This is a genomic window from Aquirufa sp. TARAVU-A1A (assembly GCF_054558675.1).
Genome location: NZ_JBPXKP010000002.1, coordinates 339,668 through 358,313, shown reverse-complemented (window position 1 = coordinate 358,313; position 18,646 = coordinate 339,668). Strand labels below are relative to the sequence as shown.

The 18,646-nt window shown below is 42.5% G+C and carries 11 protein-coding genes; 6 read left to right on the top strand and 5 right to left on the bottom strand.

Annotated elements, in window-relative coordinates:
- The first annotated feature begins 105 nt into the window (after positions 1 to 105).
- The 6 genes from V7S75_RS04200 to V7S75_RS04175 are packed head-to-tail and all read left to right on the top strand — an operon-like array spanning position 106 to position 8,032.
- Positions 106 to 1,362, top strand: a complete 1,257-nt coding sequence (locus V7S75_RS04200; RefSeq protein ID WP_459511643.1) for a Gfo/Idh/MocA family oxidoreductase — start codon at positions 106 to 108, stop codon at positions 1,360 to 1,362.
- A 5-nt stretch (positions 1,363 to 1,367) separates the two neighbouring features.
- Positions 1,368 to 3,926 carry a 3-keto-disaccharide hydrolase gene (locus V7S75_RS04195; protein ID WP_459511642.1) on the top strand — a complete coding sequence of 853 codons (2,559 nt, stop codon included), beginning with the start codon at positions 1,368 to 1,370 and terminating at the stop codon, positions 3,924 to 3,926.
- Between the two features lie 2 nt (positions 3,927 to 3,928).
- Positions 3,929 to 4,390: a (2Fe-2S)-binding protein gene (locus V7S75_RS04190; RefSeq protein WP_459511640.1), complete on the top strand. Its 462-nt coding sequence runs from the start codon at positions 3,929 to 3,931 to the stop codon at positions 4,388 to 4,390.
- Positions 4,387 to 6,471 (top strand): xanthine dehydrogenase family protein molybdopterin-binding subunit, encoded by a 2,085-nt coding sequence (locus V7S75_RS04185; RefSeq protein WP_459511638.1) that lies wholly within the window; start codon positions 4,387 to 4,389, stop codon positions 6,469 to 6,471. Before V7S75_RS04190 ends, V7S75_RS04185 begins: the two co-directional genes overlap by 4 nt.
- Positions 6,471 to 7,478, top strand: a complete 1,008-nt coding sequence (locus V7S75_RS04180; RefSeq protein WP_459511637.1) for an acyltransferase — start codon at positions 6,471 to 6,473, stop codon at positions 7,476 to 7,478. Before V7S75_RS04185 ends, V7S75_RS04180 begins: the two co-directional genes overlap by 1 nt.
- Before the next feature lie 38 nt (positions 7,479 to 7,516).
- Complete coding sequence (locus tag V7S75_RS04175; RefSeq protein WP_459511635.1) at positions 7,517 to 8,032, top strand: T9SS type A sorting domain-containing protein; 516 nt, start codon at positions 7,517 to 7,519, stop codon at positions 8,030 to 8,032.
- On the opposite strand, the gene V7S75_RS04170 is transcribed toward V7S75_RS04175, so the two are convergent.
- Genes V7S75_RS04170 through V7S75_RS04150 form a run of 5 tightly spaced genes read right to left on the bottom strand, consistent with a single transcriptional unit; the run spans position 8,033 to position 18,646 of the window.
- Complete coding sequence (locus V7S75_RS04170) at positions 8,033 to 8,719, bottom strand: ABC transporter ATP-binding protein (RefSeq protein WP_459511633.1); 687 nt, start codon at positions 8,717 to 8,719, stop codon at positions 8,033 to 8,035. It lies immediately after the preceding gene.
- A gap of 2 nt (positions 8,720 to 8,721) precedes the next feature.
- On the bottom strand, positions 8,722 to 9,975 hold the full coding sequence (locus tag V7S75_RS04165; protein ID WP_459511631.1) for an ABC transporter permease: 1,254 nt from the start codon (positions 9,973 to 9,975) through the stop codon (positions 8,722 to 8,724).
- Positions 9,975 to 11,054 carry an efflux RND transporter periplasmic adaptor subunit gene (locus tag V7S75_RS04160; RefSeq protein ID WP_459511628.1) on the bottom strand — a complete coding sequence of 360 codons (1,080 nt, stop codon included), beginning with the start codon at positions 11,052 to 11,054 and terminating at the stop codon, positions 9,975 to 9,977. Before V7S75_RS04160 ends, V7S75_RS04165 begins: the two co-directional genes overlap by 1 nt.
- A gap of 40 nt (positions 11,055 to 11,094) precedes the next feature.
- Positions 11,095 to 11,868, bottom strand: a complete 774-nt coding sequence (locus V7S75_RS04155; RefSeq protein WP_459511626.1) for a fibrobacter succinogenes major paralogous domain-containing protein — start codon at positions 11,866 to 11,868, stop codon at positions 11,095 to 11,097.
- Positions 11,858 to 18,646: a beta strand repeat-containing protein gene (locus V7S75_RS04150; protein WP_459511625.1), complete on the bottom strand. Its 6,789-nt coding sequence runs from the start codon at positions 18,644 to 18,646 to the stop codon at positions 11,858 to 11,860. Before V7S75_RS04150 ends, V7S75_RS04155 begins: the two co-directional genes overlap by 11 nt.

The following is an 18,646-nucleotide window of genomic DNA, read 5'->3' as shown; positions in this document are numbered from 1 at the left end:
ATTTGCTGTACTTTAACGGTGGTTTGGGGTGACGCTGCCGGGATCGCAGACCCCGGCAGCGTCTATCGAAAAAATCACTATATTGTGACGTAAACCTATTCAATTATGTCAGTTTCCAGAAGAAAATTCCTCGGGCAATCCGTCCTTTCCTTAGCGGCATTTAGCATCGTACCTCGACATGTACTCGGGAAGGGCTTTATTGCTCCTTCAGACCAACTCACTAAAGCGATCATCGGTACCGGCGGCATGGGCCGCGGTCATATCCCCTATGCCGGAACGCGCGTTGTTGCCTTGTGTGATGTCGATAAGAAAAATCTCCAACTCGGCTTAGACAAAGTTGAGAAAGGGGTGAAGGCATTCTCCGATTACCGGGAAATGATTCAGTTGCCCGAAGTAGACATCGTTCACGTAGCTACTCCACCACATTGGCATGGCATTATGGCTGCAGATGCGGCGCGTGCAGGAAAAGATGTTTGGTGTGAAAAACCGATGACTCGAACCATCGGTGAAGGACAGAAATTAAAAGAAGCGATTCAACAGCATGGTCGAATTTTCCGACTAAACACCTGGTTCCGTTTTGAAGGTAATTTTTATGGGTTGAATTGTCCCGTGAAACCCATGAAGAAATTAGTGGATTCGGGACTTTTGGGATGGCCTTTGAAATTCACGGTAAGCAAACACACAGGTTTCGATTGGAAATTTTACTGGGTGGGCAAAACGGATTTGACGCCTCAACCTGTACCTCCTGAATTAGATTACGACGCTTGGCTCGGACCAGCGCCATATAAGCCTTATAACGTTCATCGGACTCACCAAACTTTCCGGGGCTATTGGGATTACGATGGGGGAGCCTTAGGCGACATGGGCCAACATTACATGGATCCGATTCAATATATGTTGGGCAAAGACAACGAAAGCCCCGTGTATGTCGAAGTGGATGCTCCGGTTCAAGATAAAGATGCAGTGGGAATCTTCAATCGCATCACCTATACATATGCAGATGGATGCCAAATCGTTCTCGATGGCGAAGCCAAAGACGAGAAAGTAGCTTACATCGAAGGGCCAAAAGGAAAGTTATATCGCAATTTTAAATCGGACATTCCCGATTTGGAACGCAAATTGGCTGAGTTCCCGGAGCCACCGGCCCAACAAATGGACTTTGTGGGCTCGGTGAAAAATAGGACGCAATTTGCCTTGAATGAGGAAAATGGGCATCGCTCGTGTACGCTCATCAACATGGGTTTAATCGCGATGCGTTTGCACCGCAACCTTAAATTTGATCCGATCAAGCAAGAATTTATCGGCGATCCCGAAGCAAATAGTCTCATTAACCAGCCGATGCGCGCACCTTATATCCTCTAAACGTCATGAAATATTTAGTTTTATTATTAGTTAGTTGGCAAGCCCTCGCGCAATCATCCCGCGAGCAGCAATTGAATTTCCGCACAAAAGGTGCCACGTCAGAATTAAAAGCGGCTGCCTATGCGAGCAAAGGAATTTACGAACCCACGCAAGCGACAGAAGCCTTCATTTTGGCAAATGCCAAAAACATCAAAGAATTAAAAGCCATTTTACGAGCGGATCTTCCAGAAGCGACGCAATGTCAAATCATTGGACTGATTGCAAAACAAGATGAAAGTATCTTGCTAGCGAAGTATCCAAATTCAAAACCGCAAGTGAGCGCTTTTATTTTAAAGCAATTATTGGCTAAATCGCGAACAAGCATCACGTTGAAATCTTGGGATGCAGTGCATCAAAAAGCCTTCATTATCGCCGTTGGGACTTACAAAGCAACCTGGGCTTTACCGCTCATTCAAAATTCGAATTTCAAAACGGAACAGATCATTGCACAACTTCACGTGCAAGGAGCAAAAGGATTGCCTGCTGTTTGGGATTTGTTGAAAACGAATCAAGTAGATGCGCAAAAAATCGCTGACCTGATGACTACATTGGCGGCAAATAATTTCTTGAAAGAAAAATTAAACTCTTATGATCAAGCGTCCACGGCACAAAAAACGGTGTTGTTGACCTATGGTAGCGGCCGACAATGGCCCGAGGTGAAATCATTGGTTTGGCGTGCGGTACAATCGAATCATCCGGAACGCGCTGCGGGTTTTGAGGCTTTGGATAAATGGGTGGATTTAGGTGATTTTGACCTGATTGCAGAGAAATTATCCATCGCGCAATTACCCCATGAAGTAAAAGCGCTACAAAATTGCATGACGCAATTGATCAAAAAAGATGGCACGCGCAATGGTAAAATTACGGCATTCGCTACAGCCGCCAAACATAAATTGAATTGGGTTCCTTTCGTTCAAGAAGTGGCTAATTTGGATTGGTTGTATGTCTTAGGGAAGACAAATGAAGATGCCTTGCGCGCTTTTGTGCGGATTAATGGGAAAGCATTTGCGAATGTAGACCAACAAGTTTTGCGTTACCGAAACGCGTTAAGCTTGACTCAGAATCTGGAAACACGTGAGCAGATTTTCAAAGGTTTGGCGAAATGCAATTCCTTGTCGGCCATGCGAACATTATACTTAGGCCTAAAAGAACCCAATATTAAGCAAATCGCCGTAGATGGATTAGCTGCTTTGTATGTTGCCAATCCGGAATTTCAGGGTACCATGACGAAGGAATGGGCATTGGAAAATCAATGGCAAATCTCCGATGCCGCGATTCGCGACCAAGTGATTAAGAGCAATCCGGGTCGTGGATTTTACACGATGTACAATGGAATTGATTTACGCGGATGGAAAGGTTTGGTTGACAATCCTGTAAAACGCAGAAAGACTTCAGCAGACACCTTGGCTATGAAGCAAATCAAGGCAGATTCGATTATGCGTAAAGGCTGGTTGGCCCAAGGCGAAGAATTGCACTTCACAGGCCATGGTGATAATTTATGTTCGGTCAAAGATTACCAAGATTTTGAATTGACGATCGACTGGAAAATCGAAAAAGATGGAGATGCTGGACTTTATTTGCGCGGATCACCGCAGGTACAGATTTGGGACATTGCCCGTACGAATGTAGGTGCACAAGTGGGTTCTGGAGGTTTGTACAACAATCAAATCAATCCAAAGAATCCGTCGAAAGTAGCTGATAATCCCGTAGGAGAGTGGAACACCTTCCGGGTAATCATGCGTGGAGAACGCGTTACGGTGTATTTAAACGGGGAAATGGTTGTGGATAATGTGATTTTGGAAAATTATTGGGATCGCAAAATACCTATTTTCATCAAGGATGCGATCGAATTGCAAGCACATGGAAATCACATCGTTTACCGAAATATTTATGTAAAGGAATTAGTACCTCAGCCGATTTATCAACCTGAAGAAGTAGGTTTTGAGCCTCTTTTTGATGGGTCATCTTTGTTTAATTGGACAGGAAATACGACGGATTATGTGCCTGTAAACGGCGAATTGGTGGTGGATCCGAAACGCGGTGGCAAAGGGAATTTATACACGAAGAAAGAATTCGGTGATTTTCACATGAAGTTTGAATTCCAGTTGACGCCCGGTGCCAACAACGGTTTAGGCATTCGTACGCCACTCGAAGGCGATGCGGCCTATGTAGGCATGGAATTGCAGATTTTGGATAATACTTCCCCAATGTATGCCAAATTACAACCTTATCAGTATCATGGTTCCGTGTATGGAATCATTCCTGCAAAACAGGGATTCTTGAAACCGGTAGGTGAATGGAATGAGGAAGAGGTAATCGCCGAGGGAAATCACATCAAAGTAATTTTAAATGGAGAAGTTATCACAGATGGCGACATTGTGCAGGCCATTAAGGACGGAACGCCGGATCATAAAGAACATCCGGGTTTGTTAAACAAAACAGGTCATATTGGGTTCTTAGGACATGGGTCACCTTTGAAATTTAGGAACTTACGCATTAAGGAAATCACTAAAAAGAAAAAATAGTCATGGCAATTACATTGACGATTAATCGAAAGAAAGTAAGCTTGGACATTGACTCCAACACGCCACTTTTGTGGGCGTTGCGGGATCATGTAGGTTTGTTAGGAACCAAATTTGGTTGCGGAATCGCCCAATGTGGAGCTTGTACCGTTTGGGTAAATGGCGAACCGATGCGCTCATGTGTTTTGCCTATTTCCGCTGTAGGGAATGCGCAAATCACCACGATTGAAGGATTGGATCCTGCGGGAAAACATCCTATCCAAGAAGCTTGGGATGAATTAGATGTGCCACAATGTGGTTATTGCCAAGCTGGTCAAATCATGACCGCTGCGGCATTACTTAAGAAAAATCCACATCCTTCGAAACAAGAAATTATTGATGGAATGGCCGGAAATATTTGTCGGTGCGGAACTTACCACCGCATTCAAGACGCCGTTGCTTTAGCCGCTAAAAAAGTCAAAAAATGAAAACGAGCCGTAGAAATTTTATCCAACAAACAGCACTCTTTACAAGTGTGTTTACCTTGGGATTCGATTGGTTTGAATCGAAAGGTGCAGCGATGGCAATTGCCAATGAGCCAGGCAGATTTAATGCATTTTTGAGCATTGATGCATCAGGCAAAATTCGCTTATATTCACCCAATCCAGAAATAGGACAAGGGATCAAAACCGCATTTCCAGTCGTTGTCGCAGAGGAATTGGATGTGGACTGGAAGCAAGTGGAAGTGTTGCAAGCGAACCTAGATACACAAAACTTTGAACGCCAATTAACGGGTGGTTCGGGAGCTTTGAAGCACTCGTGGGAGCGTTTGCGCAAAGCGGGTGCAACGGTGCGCCAGATGATGGTGCAAGCTGCAGCGAATCAATGGAAGGTAGATGCTAGTACTTGTAAAACCTCCAAAGGTTTTGTTTTAGGCCCTGCTGGTCAGAAAGCATCTTACGGTTCTTTGGCTACTGAAGCAGCCAAAATACCTGTTCCCTCGACAGTTACTTACAAGGATCGTAAAGATTATAAGATTATTGGAACGCGTGTACGTGGCGTAGATAATCAAGCGATTGTGACGGGTAAACCTGTTTTTGGGATTGATATTCGTAAGCCTGATATGGTTTTTGCCCAGATCGTGCGACCGCCGTTTGGTGCGACTTTAAAATCATTCTCAGCTGACGATGTCAAGAAAATGCCGGGAATCATCGATGTGGTTTCCTTTAAAAACAAAGTGGCTATCGTGGGCAAGAGTACCTATGAAATCATGCAGGCTCGTCAAAATTTGACTTGTTCGTATGGATCCGATGCCCCTTTGGAAAGTAACGAAACCCATCAAGCTTGGTTTGATGCGGGAATGAAGTCGGATAAGGCGACGGTCCAACGGAAGGATGGGGATTTCGCGAAAGCTATTTCAGAAGCCGCTAAAGTAATCGAGGCGACTTACGAATGTCCTTTCATCTCGCATAGCCCGATGGAGCCGATGAACTTTTTCGCGGAAGTCAAACCGGGTTCGGTTTTATTGGCAGGCCCTACACAAGTTCCCCAACCAGCGCAAAAAGCCGTAGCTACCTTATTAGGTGTTCCCGAAAATACGATTCAAGTGGAGTTGAGTAAAATGGGCGGGGGCTTCGGTCGGCGATTAAGTAATGATTTCGCCTTAGAAGCCGCTGAATTGTCGAGTATCATTAAAAAACCTGTTTTGGTCATGTGGACGCGGGAGGATGATATGGGTGGTGGTACTTACCGACCAGCTGTCCGTTATCATTTCAAAGCGGGTATTGATGCCAATGGAAATATAACGGCATTTTATTTGCGTGGTGTAGGCTTGAATGCTGGTAATTCGACACGCCAAGATAATTTCCCGGTAGGAGCCATTGACCATGTGTTGATTGAGTCAGTCGATCAGAAATCAGCTGTCACGACGGGACCTTGGCGCGCGCCGATTACCAATTTCTTGGGTTTTGCGGAGCAAGCATTTTTAGATGAGGTAGCCGAAGCAGCCGGAAAAGATCCCATTCAACTGCGCTTGGATTTATTGGCACGCGTGAAATCCAATCCTGTGGGCAAGATTACCTATGAACCTGATCGTTTTGCTGAAGTGATTCGTCAGGTAGCTGAAAAATCGCAATGGAAAAAGAAACCAGGTGTGCACCAAGGATTTAGTGTGTATTATTCACATTTCTCTTATGTGGCTCAGGTCGCTGAAGTTCAGGTGAAAAAAGGTAAGCCGCAAGTGACGCAGGTAACTGCCGTGACGGATTGTGGTGAAGTGATTAATCTAAGTGGGGCAGAAAATCAGGTGAAAGGTGCGATCATCGATGGGATGGGACATGCGATGTTTGCCAAACTAAATATTCAAGCAGGTGTGACAAGTCCAACGAATTTTAATGCCTATCGGATGATCCGGGGCAATGAAGTTCCGAAAATAGATGCGTACTTTGTGGATAATGGAATTAGCCCAACGGGCCTAGGGGAGCCGGCATTGCCGCCAACGGGTGGTTCGATTGCGAATGCAATTTATGCAGCTACTAAAAAACGATTCTACAAACAACCCTTTTATTGATGGCAAATCCCAAAGTTCAATATTTAGATAATTTAAGAGTCACGGCAACACTTGCTGTGTTGTTGATTCATTCGGCTGCGAATGTCTTATTGAGCTTTGGGAAAACGCCTGATTCGGCTTGGTGGTTCGCGAATTTGTATAATGGAGGATTTCGCTATGCGGTGCCCATTTTCGTGATGTTATCAGGTGCATTGTTATTGCCCCGCGAGGAGGAAATAGGCTCGTTTTTCAAGAAGAGTTTTCTTCGAATCATCGTTCCATTTTTATTTTACAATACGGTATTTGCGCTATTCAATTGGCAAGTTAGACTGGGTGGCCGATCGGTTAGTCCTTCATGGATTTTCAAACAGTATTTTGAAGGGGCTTCCTATCATTTCTGGTACATCTACATGATTGTAGGTGTCTATTTGTTTATTCCAATCATAGGCGCTTGGGTCAGAAAAGCATCTGAAAGCCATTTGCGATTCTTTTTAGGCATGTGGTTGGTGACCATCTTATTCGATAATCCACATTTTCCGGGGCTGAGTTTGCCGGTTAAATTGCCCTACTTCACGGGCTATTTGGGCTATTTAGTTTTGGGCTATTACATCGCTAATTACACGGTTTCGCGGGTATTTGCATGGGTATTGTTCATCCTTGGTACTTTGTGGACGATGGAGGGAACGTATCTTCAATCGCTGGAAGATGGCAAGTTTTATGGCTTGTTGTATGCGAATTTTTCGCCGAGTGTGGTGATGTCGACGGCAGGATTATTTATGTTGTTTAAATCTTATGAAGGGTCGATTCGGGGAACTCTAGCGTTTCGTGATTGGGTGAGTTCGCACAGTTACGGTATTTATTTGGTTCATATTATCGTGTTATTCTATTTGGTTAAGATTAAAATCTACGGTGGAATGTGGCACCCGAGTATTGGTATTCCTTTGACGGCATTTATCTGTTTGTTGATATCTGGGCTAATTGTATGGATTTTACGAAGAATACCCGGTGGGAAATATATCGCAGGTTAGAATTAATTCGTAACTTTAATTCAAACTAGTTTGACGCTATGAAATTTTACATACTTGTTTTTGTCTTTTGTGCTTCACTTTCGAGTGTATTTGCACAATCTATTAGTTCTTCGACGATTGCTGCTGGTGGTGGCACTCAACAGATTAATGGTAAATATTATTCGCATGTTATAGGACAATCTAGTGTCGTAACGGGAACCAGTGTTCAGGCAGGAGTAACCATGAGACAGGGGTTTAAACAGCCTAACCTGCTTGCTAAAAGTATTCAGAATTCGGGTTTAAAGATTCAAATGGCGATTGAAAATCCGATCTCTTTCACCGTTTTTCCTAACCCATTTAAAGATAAACTTCGCATTGAATTTTCTGCTGAAAGCACCATGCCTACTTATGTAGCGATTTATGACATCGTGGGAAGTACGATGTGGCAGGCTACTTATCCGGAGAAAATTTCAGAAATTAATTTGACTGAGTTTCAAAATTTTCGTCAAGGCAAATACATTTTACATGTTTTGCAAAAAGGAAAACCCTTCGTGACTTCGATCGTCAAAGAATAGTTAATTGATAATCTTGCCGTCTTGCATCTCAATGATGCGTGAAGTTTTGTTGGCAAACTCATTATCATGCGTAACAATCAGTAGTGTTTGATGGAATTCTTCCGCTAATTGCTGGAAGGTGTTAAAAACAATATCACTGTTTTTCTTGTCCAAATTTCCTGTGGGTTCATCTCCCATGATTAATAATGGATCATTGATGAGTGCACGCGCAATAGCAACACGTTGTTTTTGGCCTCCAGATAATTGGTTGGGCATTTTTAGGGCTTCGTGTTCAATACCAAGAACTTTTAGCTTTTCGTAGGCACGATGTTCTACTTCTTTTTCGCTGTATTTACCAAGTTTAAGTCCAGGAAGCATCACATTTTTCAGGACACTAAATTCATTTAGTAAGTAATGGAATTGAAAAACAAATCCGATTTTTTCATTTCGAACGCGCGCTAATTCCTTTTCATTCTTATCTCCCATAAGAACCGAATCAATGAATAATTCACCTTTGTAGTCGGTGTCCATCGTGGATAAGATATACAACAGCGTCGATTTTCCGCATCCCGATTTACCTATTACAGATACAAATTCACTTTGATTTAGACTGAAGTTGATGTCATCCAAAACTTTGATTGTCATCGGATCGTGAAAGTATTTGGAAATGTGATTTGCCCGTAAAACTTCTTTGTGTATATGTGCCATATTTATTTGCCGCGGATGATGATAACAGGATCTATTTTGCTCGCTTTTCTGGATGGGAAATAACCCGCGAAATAGGTCGTAACGATGGAAAATATAGAGGCAATGATGTAAAAAATGGGGTTGTAATTGACTGGAAAGGTTTTAATTGTTGGTAAAGATTCCGTATTAAAAGGAATGTTATCGATAATATTCGATATGCCAAATCCTACAAGTAAACCCATTGCTCCACCAAAAATCCCGATACTTAACGCAATGAAGATGAAAATCATGTTTACATCATTTCCAGAAAAACCGATGGCCTTCATGATGGCAATGGAATCCATTTTTTCATAAATCATCATGTTCAGAATATTGTAAATCCCGAAACCGGCTACGATCAATAAGGTTACACCAACGGCATAGGAAATGATAGTTCTCACAGAACTTCCTGTTTCGAACTGCGAATTTGCTTGTTGGATATCAATCGCATCCGTTTCGTAATAGCGTTGATATTCCTTTGCCATGGAAGGTGCTTGTAAGATATCTTTTAGTTTGACTTGAATATCCGTGATATAATTATTGGAAACACCGAGAAGTTTTTGGGTTGTGTTAATGGAGCAATAACTTTGGACGCGATCTAAATCTTGAAGGCCAGATTGGAAAAATCCTACAACTTTTAATTGCATTCGTTCGCCTTTGCTGGTTGTGACCTGAACCACATCTCCTAGATTCGCGGCCATTTTATCTGCGACTCCTTTTCCTAATATAATGCTGTTGGGAATGTTTTTTAAATCCAAATAATTGCCTGATGTTACGTAATCAGAAAACATGAATAATCTGTTTTCTTCATCGGGGTCAATACCGTTAATGACACCTGTCAAATCAACACTCCCAACATTATAAAATACCTGTGCGTTAATTTTGGGAGCAACGCCAAGTACACGCTCGTCGCGTTTAATAGCCTGCATAATTTGGCCACTGTTGTAAATTTCAAGGCGTTGGTTTTTAGGCTTGACAGAATGAACGAAGTTCTTGGTTTTCGGGGAAAGTAAATCGATGGGTTGGGTTTTGGAAACGTTAATGTCGTGATAGAGGCGAATATGGGCTGTTCGATTCATAATCAAGCCATCCAATAAATCATTTAGGCCATTCATGAAACCTAGGAGCGTCACAAACATCGCGATACTAAAAGTAACCCCTACGGCTGCCACCAAAGTTTGTTTCCATCTAGCTAATAGAAGTGAAATGGATACCTGAATGATTAGTTTGATATTCATTATTCTGGTTTAATCACTTGATCGCTAGGCTTCAATCCGCTTAAAATTTCTGCTTTTTGGAAATCAGTCAACCCTAATTTGACAACTCGTTTATTCCCATCTGCTAAGGTAATGATTGAGTCATTTTTGATGTAATTTCGAGGTAATATGAGCACATTATTTCTTGACTTTAGAATAATATTTGCTTCAAATGTCACATTGGGGTATAGTTTTTGTGGAGCTTTCGTGAATTCAGCTTCAATTAGAAAAGTTTTATTTCGCTCGTTCATGATGGATGCGATTTTGGTCACTTTTGCTTCAAAATATTCATTTTTATAGGCATCAAAAGTGATGGCAACTTTTTGGCCCAATTTTACTTTGAAGATGTCATGTTCATCCACTTGCATTTCCAATTTGAAATTTTGCGTATTTCCTAAGGTTGCAATGGGAGTTTGCGGGCTAACCAGTTCTCCTTTTTCTTTCAGTAGACTTAGGATGCTTCCTTTGACTTTGCTTTTCAAAATGAAATCATCCGATTGTCTTGCGGAGATTTGAACATTTTTTTTGGACTGCGCTGAACTAAAATTGATTTGGCGTTTCAGATCTTTAAATCGCTGGTTGGCTGAAAGGAAATTGGCCTTAGAACTTTGGTAGTTGAGCTCTTTTTGTTCGAATTCAACTCGCGTACCTACTTGCTGTGTCCATAATGCTTTTTGTCGAGCATAGAGGCTTGAATCTAGTTTTAGCTTTGCCTTGGCTGTCTGCACGAGTGCCTCTGCTTCGATGAGTTTTCCTTGGTTATTAGCCGCATCGTTGAAATTGGCTGCCAACGTTGCATTTTCCAAATTGTATCGCTGCGTTTCATTGGATACGCGAAGTAGGGGAGTCCCTACGTCAACAATCTGACCTTCTTTTACGAAAATTTCTTCGATGATGCCGCTGACGGAAACGTAAGCTTGGTATTGATCCACCGATTTTACAGTCCCTGATGCATAAATGGATTCAGTAATGTTTCCACGAGTTGGGTTTATACTTTCTTTCTTTTTTGAACAAGCGAATAAACTTATTCCAGCCAAAATGAATAATGCGTTTGCCTTCATCTTGCTAAATTAAGCTTTTCCGCTCAGACAAAAAATGATTTTAGTCTCGAATACAACGAACACTAAATCCTGCATCTTTATCATTTGTTGAGGTCGTAGAGGCTCCGTTTAAAGTTGGGATAACATAGGCTCTGGCGTGCGTTGTTGAATATGAAACGCTTGACCAATAATGGACAGTTGACCCCCTTTCTGTGATGGCTCCCCCAGTTGATAAGTATCCTGCCGCATGCATTTGTAAAGCAGAGTTAAATAGGGCATTTAGATTTGAAGTAACGAGTTCTACGGCTTGCCATTCTGCATAAGTGGGAATTCGCCAACCAGACCCCAACTCAATCGTGCAGGGATCCTCCGTGGGAGACCAATCGACATTTAATAAAGTTCTGTTCGGATAAGTTGTTGACGGTGTTCTGGATGTCGTATACCGGTAACCTACTTTACTTGCAAACTGCCAATACCAACCAGCAGATGCTTCCGTATTATCTGTTGCGGTCGCAGGTGGGTTTGTGGCTCCAAGGTTTTGAAGGAGCCAACATTTATTTGTCCCTGTTATGGTTGAATAGGCGAGGTTGTATGTGACCGTTTTGGCTACGGGTGCAACGCCTCTACTCGTAATATGATTGACAAGCAAATTGGTACATGGAGGTAAAATATTCAGTTTACCTGTTGTATAAACTCCATCCAAAGTGCTTTTTTTTCCCGCACGGTTGATAAACTCACTTCTTACGGTTGATCTCCTACCGCTAGGTGTCGCAGTCATTTGACCTAAGCAAACGCTGGCTGTCATCAATAAATAGATAAATAGTTTAGTATGCATAGTCAAATTGAATTCTATCTCCTGCCTCCAAAGTAAAACTGCTGTTGGATGCTGGGACATATGTAATTGTATTGCTAGAAAGTGTATATGCATTTTTATCAATCCGAATGCCATTTATAAACATTTTCACCTTTGAATTTGAAACGGGAGTTTGAGTTAAGGTAAAAGTTGTTTGTCCTGCGGTAGCAGTAAACTGATCACTTTCATCGCGGTCTGGGGTGCTGACCGTCCAGCTTGAACCTACGACTTTTAGTACATACCCAGCTGTACTAGGTGCTAGTGTGGTGATAGCTCCGGTTCCATTTCCAACTAACAATGCACCACTACTCAAAGTTGACGCACCTGTACCCCCTTGATCAACCCCAACGGTTCCGGTTGAACTTAGATTCTTCGAGGCATCCGAAAACACGACTTTAGATGCTGTCAAGGTCGAGTTTGTCAGATTACCAGCCACACTGAGGTTTCCAGAGTTAGTTATACTTGCAAATGTTTTGGCACCCGCAAATGTCTGGGCTCCAATAGTCACGATCCCCGGATTTGTGGCATCTGCAGGGCTAAGACTTAATACATTATTACTGATAGTTAAGCCATTGATCGTACTTGTCCCCACGGAACCCACCGAAATAGAAGTAGGGGCAGTCGCAGCCCAAGTTGTTCCATTCCATGTTAATACTTGACCGCTGGAAGTAGGGACGATGGTATTGATTGAACTCGTTCCATTACCAATAACAACTCCGTTCAGCGGAATAGAAGTTAATCCCGTACCCCCTTGATCAACCCCAACAGTCCCTGTTGAACTTAAGACTTTGAAAGCATCCGAAAACACAACTTTTGATGCCGTCAAGGACGAGTTTGTTAGGTTACCTGCCACACTGAGGTTTCCTGAGTTAATAATGCTAGCAAAGGTTTTAGCTCCAGCAAAAGTCTGAGCGGCAGTAGTTATAATACCCGCATTAGTCGCATCGGCAGGACTTAAACTGATTTCACCTCCTGCTGTTATCGTTAAACCTTTTGCCGTAGAACTTACATTCACCGTTCCTAAGGTAACCGTTGGAGATGCGTTCTCCACATTCCAAACGCCTAAGCGTGAAACTAGGATCTGGCCGTTTGTTCCTGGGTTGATTGTCGAAAGAGCAGATGTACCATTGCCCACAATAATTCCACCACTTGTAAATGTATTGGCACCCGTACCCCCTTGATCAACCCCAACAGTCCCTATTGAACTTAAGACTTTGGAAGCATCCGAAAACACGACTTTAGATGCTGTCAAGGTCGAGTTTGTCAGATTGCCAGCCACACTGAGGTTTCCTGAGTTAATAATGCTAGCAAAGGTTTTAGCTCCAGCAAAAGTCTGTGCGGCAGTTGTTATAATACCCGCATTCGTCGCATCGGCAGGACTTAAACTGATTTCACCTCCTGCTGTTATCGTTAAACCTTTTGCCGTAGAACTTACATTCACCGTTCCCAAAGTAACCGTTGGAGATGCGCTCTCCACATTCCAAACGCCTAAGCGTGAAACGAGGATTTGTCCATCAGTTCCCGGGTTAATGCTGGATAGGGCGGAGGTTCCCGCACCCACAATTAGGCCTCCATTCGTGAAGTTTGTTGTCCCCGTACCTCCTTGAGAAACCCCGACAGTGCCATTCGTGCTTAGGTTTTTTGACGCATCCGTGAATACAACTTTACTAGCTGTTAATGCGGTATTTGTTAAGTTTCCGCCTACACTCAAGTTGCCTGAACTCGTGATGCTAGCAAAGGTTTTTGCTCCGCCAAAAATTTGAGTTCCAGTGGTGACAATTCCCGGATTATTGGCATCAGCGGGACTTAAGCTCAATACATTATTGGTGATCGATAATCCATTGGCATTGCTAGTCCCCACGATTCCCACCGAAACAGCACTAGGAATAATAGCTGCCCAAGCGGTTCCATTCCATGTCAACACCTGTCCACTGGCAGTCGGTACAATTGTATTAATTCCTCCGGTTCCATTTCCAATCATAACACCATTCGATGCTATCGTTGACACGCCCGTTCCACCCAAACTTACGGGTAGATTTGACGCTGAAACCAATAAATTATTTGCATCTGTCAGCACGACTTGACTGATATTTGTCCCTGTCGTTTTCAAACTCGTAAAAGCACCGGTCGAGGGAGTCGTAGAGCCGATGGGGGTGTTTTGGATACTCCCTGCGTTTATTGCTCCAGATGTATTAATTCGACTTATGCTCGTATTCCCCAATTGAATGGTATTGTCTGAGTTAACCACAGCGCCAGCTCCAATAGCAATCGTATTACTTAAATTACCGCTACTGACGCCAGATCCTTGACCGATCGCTGTATTACCAATTCCCGTAGTATTTAAGCTTAAAGTACCTGCCCCAATCGCCGTGTTGTTTGTTCCACTCGTATTAGCAGTAAGGCTCTGATAACCTATTGCCGTATTGTTCGATCCAGTCGTGTTGCTTAAAAAAGCACTTTTCCCTATTAATGTATTTGCATCAAGTCCACCACCCCCGTTTCCTATCATCAGGTGATTAATTTGTAAGTCTTGCGCAAACGTTTTTGCCCCGCCCAATGTTTGCGTTCCTGCAGTTAATATGCCTGGATTACTTGCATCCGCTGGGCTTAATTTTAATTCTCCTCCCAAAAGTGTCATGCCATTTGCAGAGGAACTTGAATTTATACTGCCAACGGACGTCGCAACGCCTAAGCTGCTGATGGCATTTGCCGACCAGCTTGTACCATTTGAGCTCAGAACATATCCTGAAGCTCCCGGTGCAATAAATCCAATGCTTGCTCCACCGACCATCAGGGCATTGCTTGTTAAACTTGAGGTACCTGTTCCCCCATTGGCGATGGGTAGCGTATTACTTACTTTCGTGCTTAGGTCAATATTACCAGCCAGCATGCCATTGGTGATTTTTGAATTTCCAATCGTCGTAACACCAGTATTGTTCATGGTTACGTCACCTGAAAGATTCCTTTCGACGGCTGCGTTGCTACTATTTCCAATGAGTACTTTCCCATCATTTAAAATGGTTCCTGCCAATGTAGTATTAGACAATGGAATCTCTGATACATTGGTAATTCGACCTTTGGAATCAACCGTAATTTGTGGAATCAAAGCATTTCCGCCATAGACTGCTGCAACGACATTCGTGTTTGCCAATGTAGTGGCAATTACTCCCGTACCCGATCCTGTCAAGTCGCCAGTTAACGTAATCGTTTGATCGCCTGTATTTGTCCCAGATACTGTTGCATCGTTTGCTACTGTTAACGTCTTACTTGTTGTTCCTCCAGCGATCGTAAATCCAGATAAACTACTCGTCATTTGTAAGCCATTAATACTTTTATTTGTCAAGGCTTCAGTTCCAGTTAACGTTGCTAACGTTCCACTCATCGGCAATGAAACACTCGTTGTTCCAATCGTATTGAAAGTCAAAGCATTTGATCCCGTTGTTGTTAAATTTCCCCCCAACGTAATCGTTTTGCCAGTATTATTTACACCTGTCCCTCCTTTTGCTCCGGATATTGTTCCTGTTATTTTGTCATCTGATACAGAACCTGAAGCAAGTTTCACATTGTTAATTGCCCCATTCGAAATGATTGGATTAGAAGCTGTTGAACTAGAACCTCCTAAATCGCCAGCTAAACGAATTTTTCCTATTACAATACTTGTAGCATCAGGAGTTGTGCTTGCTGCCATTTGAATATCTACATATGCCTTATTCGCAACATCCGTGGAAGCAGATGGGGCATCGGATAGTTGAATTTTTGTTCCTGTAGGAAATGATAAATTCCCACTCATGGTTGATCCTGTCAATTGTACATATTTGGATTCCAAAGCTGCTTGATTTGTTGTAATTTCTTGCCAATTACTGCCGTCGTATATGAAGGTACGTCCATTATTCGTTGTGGTAGGGTCATTTGAAACGATATAAACATCACTGTTGATCGGTGAACTTACCACAGGTGCGAAATTTCTATTATTAAATATTCCTGTGTAGGTCGTTCCAAAACGAAGTGCGATGTTACCATTGGCATCAGGAAGTGAACCATTGACTTTTTGAACTGCACCTGTCACATCACTAACGGGTATCGATGATACCGTAGAAAATGGATTTCCTGCTTTTACATATCCGGATGTTAAGCTAGCGGTCCCTAAACCACCATTGGTCGTAGCAACTATGGCATTTCCGCTGATCGTTCCATTTAAAAGTACATTACTAAGCGTCGATCCGTTTGTTCGAACTACACTTCCCGTTCCAGAAGTTGAGATTTCAGATGGCGTCGCAGTCGTCACTCCAAAATTTCCTATTAGTTTATCAGGATTAATGGACTGAAAATTAGCCAATGAAATGGTTTGATTGGCTAATTTATTCTCGACATAAATTTTAACTGCATGTTGTGTAGGGAATTCTATCGAACTATTTGCATCAATACTGCCATCCGATTTATTTGCTGTGTTTTCTTTTAGATTTAATGCGCTTTGCGTTGCTGTTCCAACACTCCCGGCCACAGAAGCATCTACATAGCTTTTAACAGCTTTTTGACTTGGATAGGATTGATCGCTTGGTGTCGAATTACCTAAGTCGGTTGCCGTAGATTTATTCGTACTTAGTTCTGCTCCCGTTACATCGGCAACAGGAATTGTCGTATTACTTGTCATCGCAGCGATTCCATTTCCTTTGATATAGCCCGTTAAGGTGCCATTTGCCCCTGTTCCTCCATGTGTTGTGTTAATAATGCCATTCACATTCTCTGAATTCCCAGGAATACTACCTGCGACTTTGCTTCCGTTAACACCCACAATTTTGGAATTCGTTACGGCTAAATCCGCAATTTTATTGCTATTAATACTATTGTCGGAAATCACGGGTGTTCCTGCAGTTGAACCTGTTCCTGCTAAATCACCACCTAATTTGATTTTACCATAAACACTCGTTGTCGCATCAGGGATCGTTCCCTGTGCAATTTGAGTATCAACATAGGTCTTTACCGCAGATACACTCGGGTATTTGGTATTGGATGGAGCATCTAAATCAATATTCGTACTTTTGTTGGCCACCGCTTCTGCCCCTGTAACGTCTGCAACAGGTATCGACGAAACAGCTTGCATCGCAGATGTTCCAAAACCTTTCACATAGCCGTTCAAGGTTCCTGCGACGCCCGTACCGCCGTGGGTGGTTAAAACAGTGCCTGATACATTCGATGCTTCTCCTGCGATATTACCACTAACTTTTCCTCCCGAAATACCAGCGATTTTTACATCGGTAATGGCTGCATCTGCCACTTTATTGGTACTTATGGCATTATCCCGAATAATAGGATTGTCCGCGGTACTCGTTCCAGCTGCTAAATCACCGCCTAAACGAACAATTCCCTTGTCTGTTAAGCTTGCATCTTGAATCACGACTGCTCCAAATCGATTATCTACATAGGTCTTAACCGCATTTTGGGTTGGATATAAGGTATTACTTGTCCCTAAGGCTGTGGAAGTTGATTTGTTTGATAGATCTTCTTTGGTCGCATAATTGATGGATGCCGATGATAATTCTTGTTGGACAAATGATGTAGTGGCCAATTGATTTGTATTGGTCCCCACACCTTGCAATACCCCAACAGTACCTGTAGGAAGTGATGGCGTTCCTGAAAAAACAGGGGAAATTTTATCTGCTTTGGCGTTTAAGTCGGCACTCAATGCTATGCCTTGTGTGGCTTGGTCAACATATGTTTTAACAGCTCGTGCACTTGGGTATTTTAGGTCGGAAGTTCCGTCTGCTGGAATGCTTAAGGTTTTATTACTTAAATCTTCTTTTAAAGCTAAGCCAGGTACCGTAGGGTTACTAGCTGTACCACCCAAATCACCTGCTAATTTTATTTTTCCCGCTGCTAAGTTCGTAGCATCCGGTGTGCCTGATACCGTGACGGTCGAAATCACCTGGTCAACATAAGTTTTGACAGCACGCTGGCTTGGGTACAATTGATTACTCGGATTTGTATTACCTAAATCTGTAGCGGCCGACTTGTTTCCTAAGGATTCAAAAGATCCACCTAAACTATTAATTTGATTAATTAGCGTCGTTTGGTTCTGATTGATTTGATTATTTTGTTGGTCTATACGTGCACTCAAATTCTGAGTCATTTGGACCGTTTCATTCAGTTGTTTTCCCTGTTCATTAAGCTTTGTTTCAAGCGCTATTTGCTGATTCTTGATTAAGTTAAACGTATTTAAATTTTCGGTTTGATTATCTGCAATCTTTTTCTCTAATGGCTTCAAATCATTTGATACGAGATATCCCACATCATTGGTAAAGTGAGAAACATCTTTGGGGGCATTGGTTACATTTTTGTATTCGACCGCTTCAGCATAAAGCGCGTATGGACTGTATAAAAGCGTCTGATTGCTCACTTCAAGGAAATTCGCTTGACCGTCGATTTTGACAGAAACAACGAGTATTTTATTTTGCCCACTCCAGACTAATTGATCAAAATTAGTTCCTGAAGATTTTTTGCCTCTACCTATTGTTAAGTTAATCAAGCCAAATTCGTCCGTCTGTGTCTCGTGTAATTCCTCGTAATCGATCAAATTATTCGATTTTAATGTAAATCGAATGGTGACCGACTTATTCTGAAGCGCTTGACCTTGAATAAATGTTCCTGGAATTTGATAGGGGCTAGGGTCTTGAATAACTGCCTGATATTGAATGCCTTTTGTTTGGGCATTGCTCAAAAAGGCAATTTGAAAACAAAGTAAAATGAATAGATACTTTTTCAT

What these genes read in the sequence shown, in the direction of transcription:
- V7S75_RS04200 (WP_459511643.1), top strand. Translation starts at nt 106, where the DNA reads ATGTCAGTTTCCAGAAGAAAATTCCTCGGGCAATCCGTCCTTTCCTTA.
- V7S75_RS04190 (WP_459511640.1), top strand. Translation starts at nt 3,929, where the DNA reads ATGGCAATTACATTGACGATTAATCGAAAGAAAGTAAGCTTGGACATT.
- V7S75_RS04180 (WP_459511637.1), top strand. Translation starts at nt 6,471, where the DNA reads ATGGCAAATCCCAAAGTTCAATATTTAGATAATTTAAGAGTCACGGCA.
- V7S75_RS04160 (WP_459511628.1), bottom strand. Translation starts at nt 11,054, where the DNA reads ATGAAGGCAAACGCATTATTCATTTTGGCTGGAATAAGTTTATTCGCT.
- V7S75_RS04170 (WP_459511633.1), bottom strand. Translation starts at nt 8,719, where the DNA reads ATGGCACATATACACAAAGAAGTTTTACGGGCAAATCACATTTCCAAA.
- V7S75_RS04165 (WP_459511631.1), bottom strand. Translation starts at nt 9,975, where the DNA reads ATGAATATCAAACTAATCATTCAGGTATCCATTTCACTTCTATTAGCT.
- V7S75_RS04195 (WP_459511642.1), top strand. Translation starts at nt 1,368, where the DNA reads ATGAAATATTTAGTTTTATTATTAGTTAGTTGGCAAGCCCTCGCGCAA.
- V7S75_RS04175 (WP_459511635.1), top strand. Translation starts at nt 7,517, where the DNA reads ATGAAATTTTACATACTTGTTTTTGTCTTTTGTGCTTCACTTTCGAGT.
- V7S75_RS04155 (WP_459511626.1), bottom strand. Translation starts at nt 11,868, where the DNA reads ATGCATACTAAACTATTTATCTATTTATTGATGACAGCCAGCGTTTGC.
- V7S75_RS04185 (WP_459511638.1), top strand. Translation starts at nt 4,387, where the DNA reads ATGAAAACGAGCCGTAGAAATTTTATCCAACAAACAGCACTCTTTACA.
- V7S75_RS04150 (WP_459511625.1), bottom strand. Translation starts at nt 18,646, where the DNA reads ATGAAAAAGTATCTATTCATTTTACTTTGTTTTCAAATTGCCTTTTTG.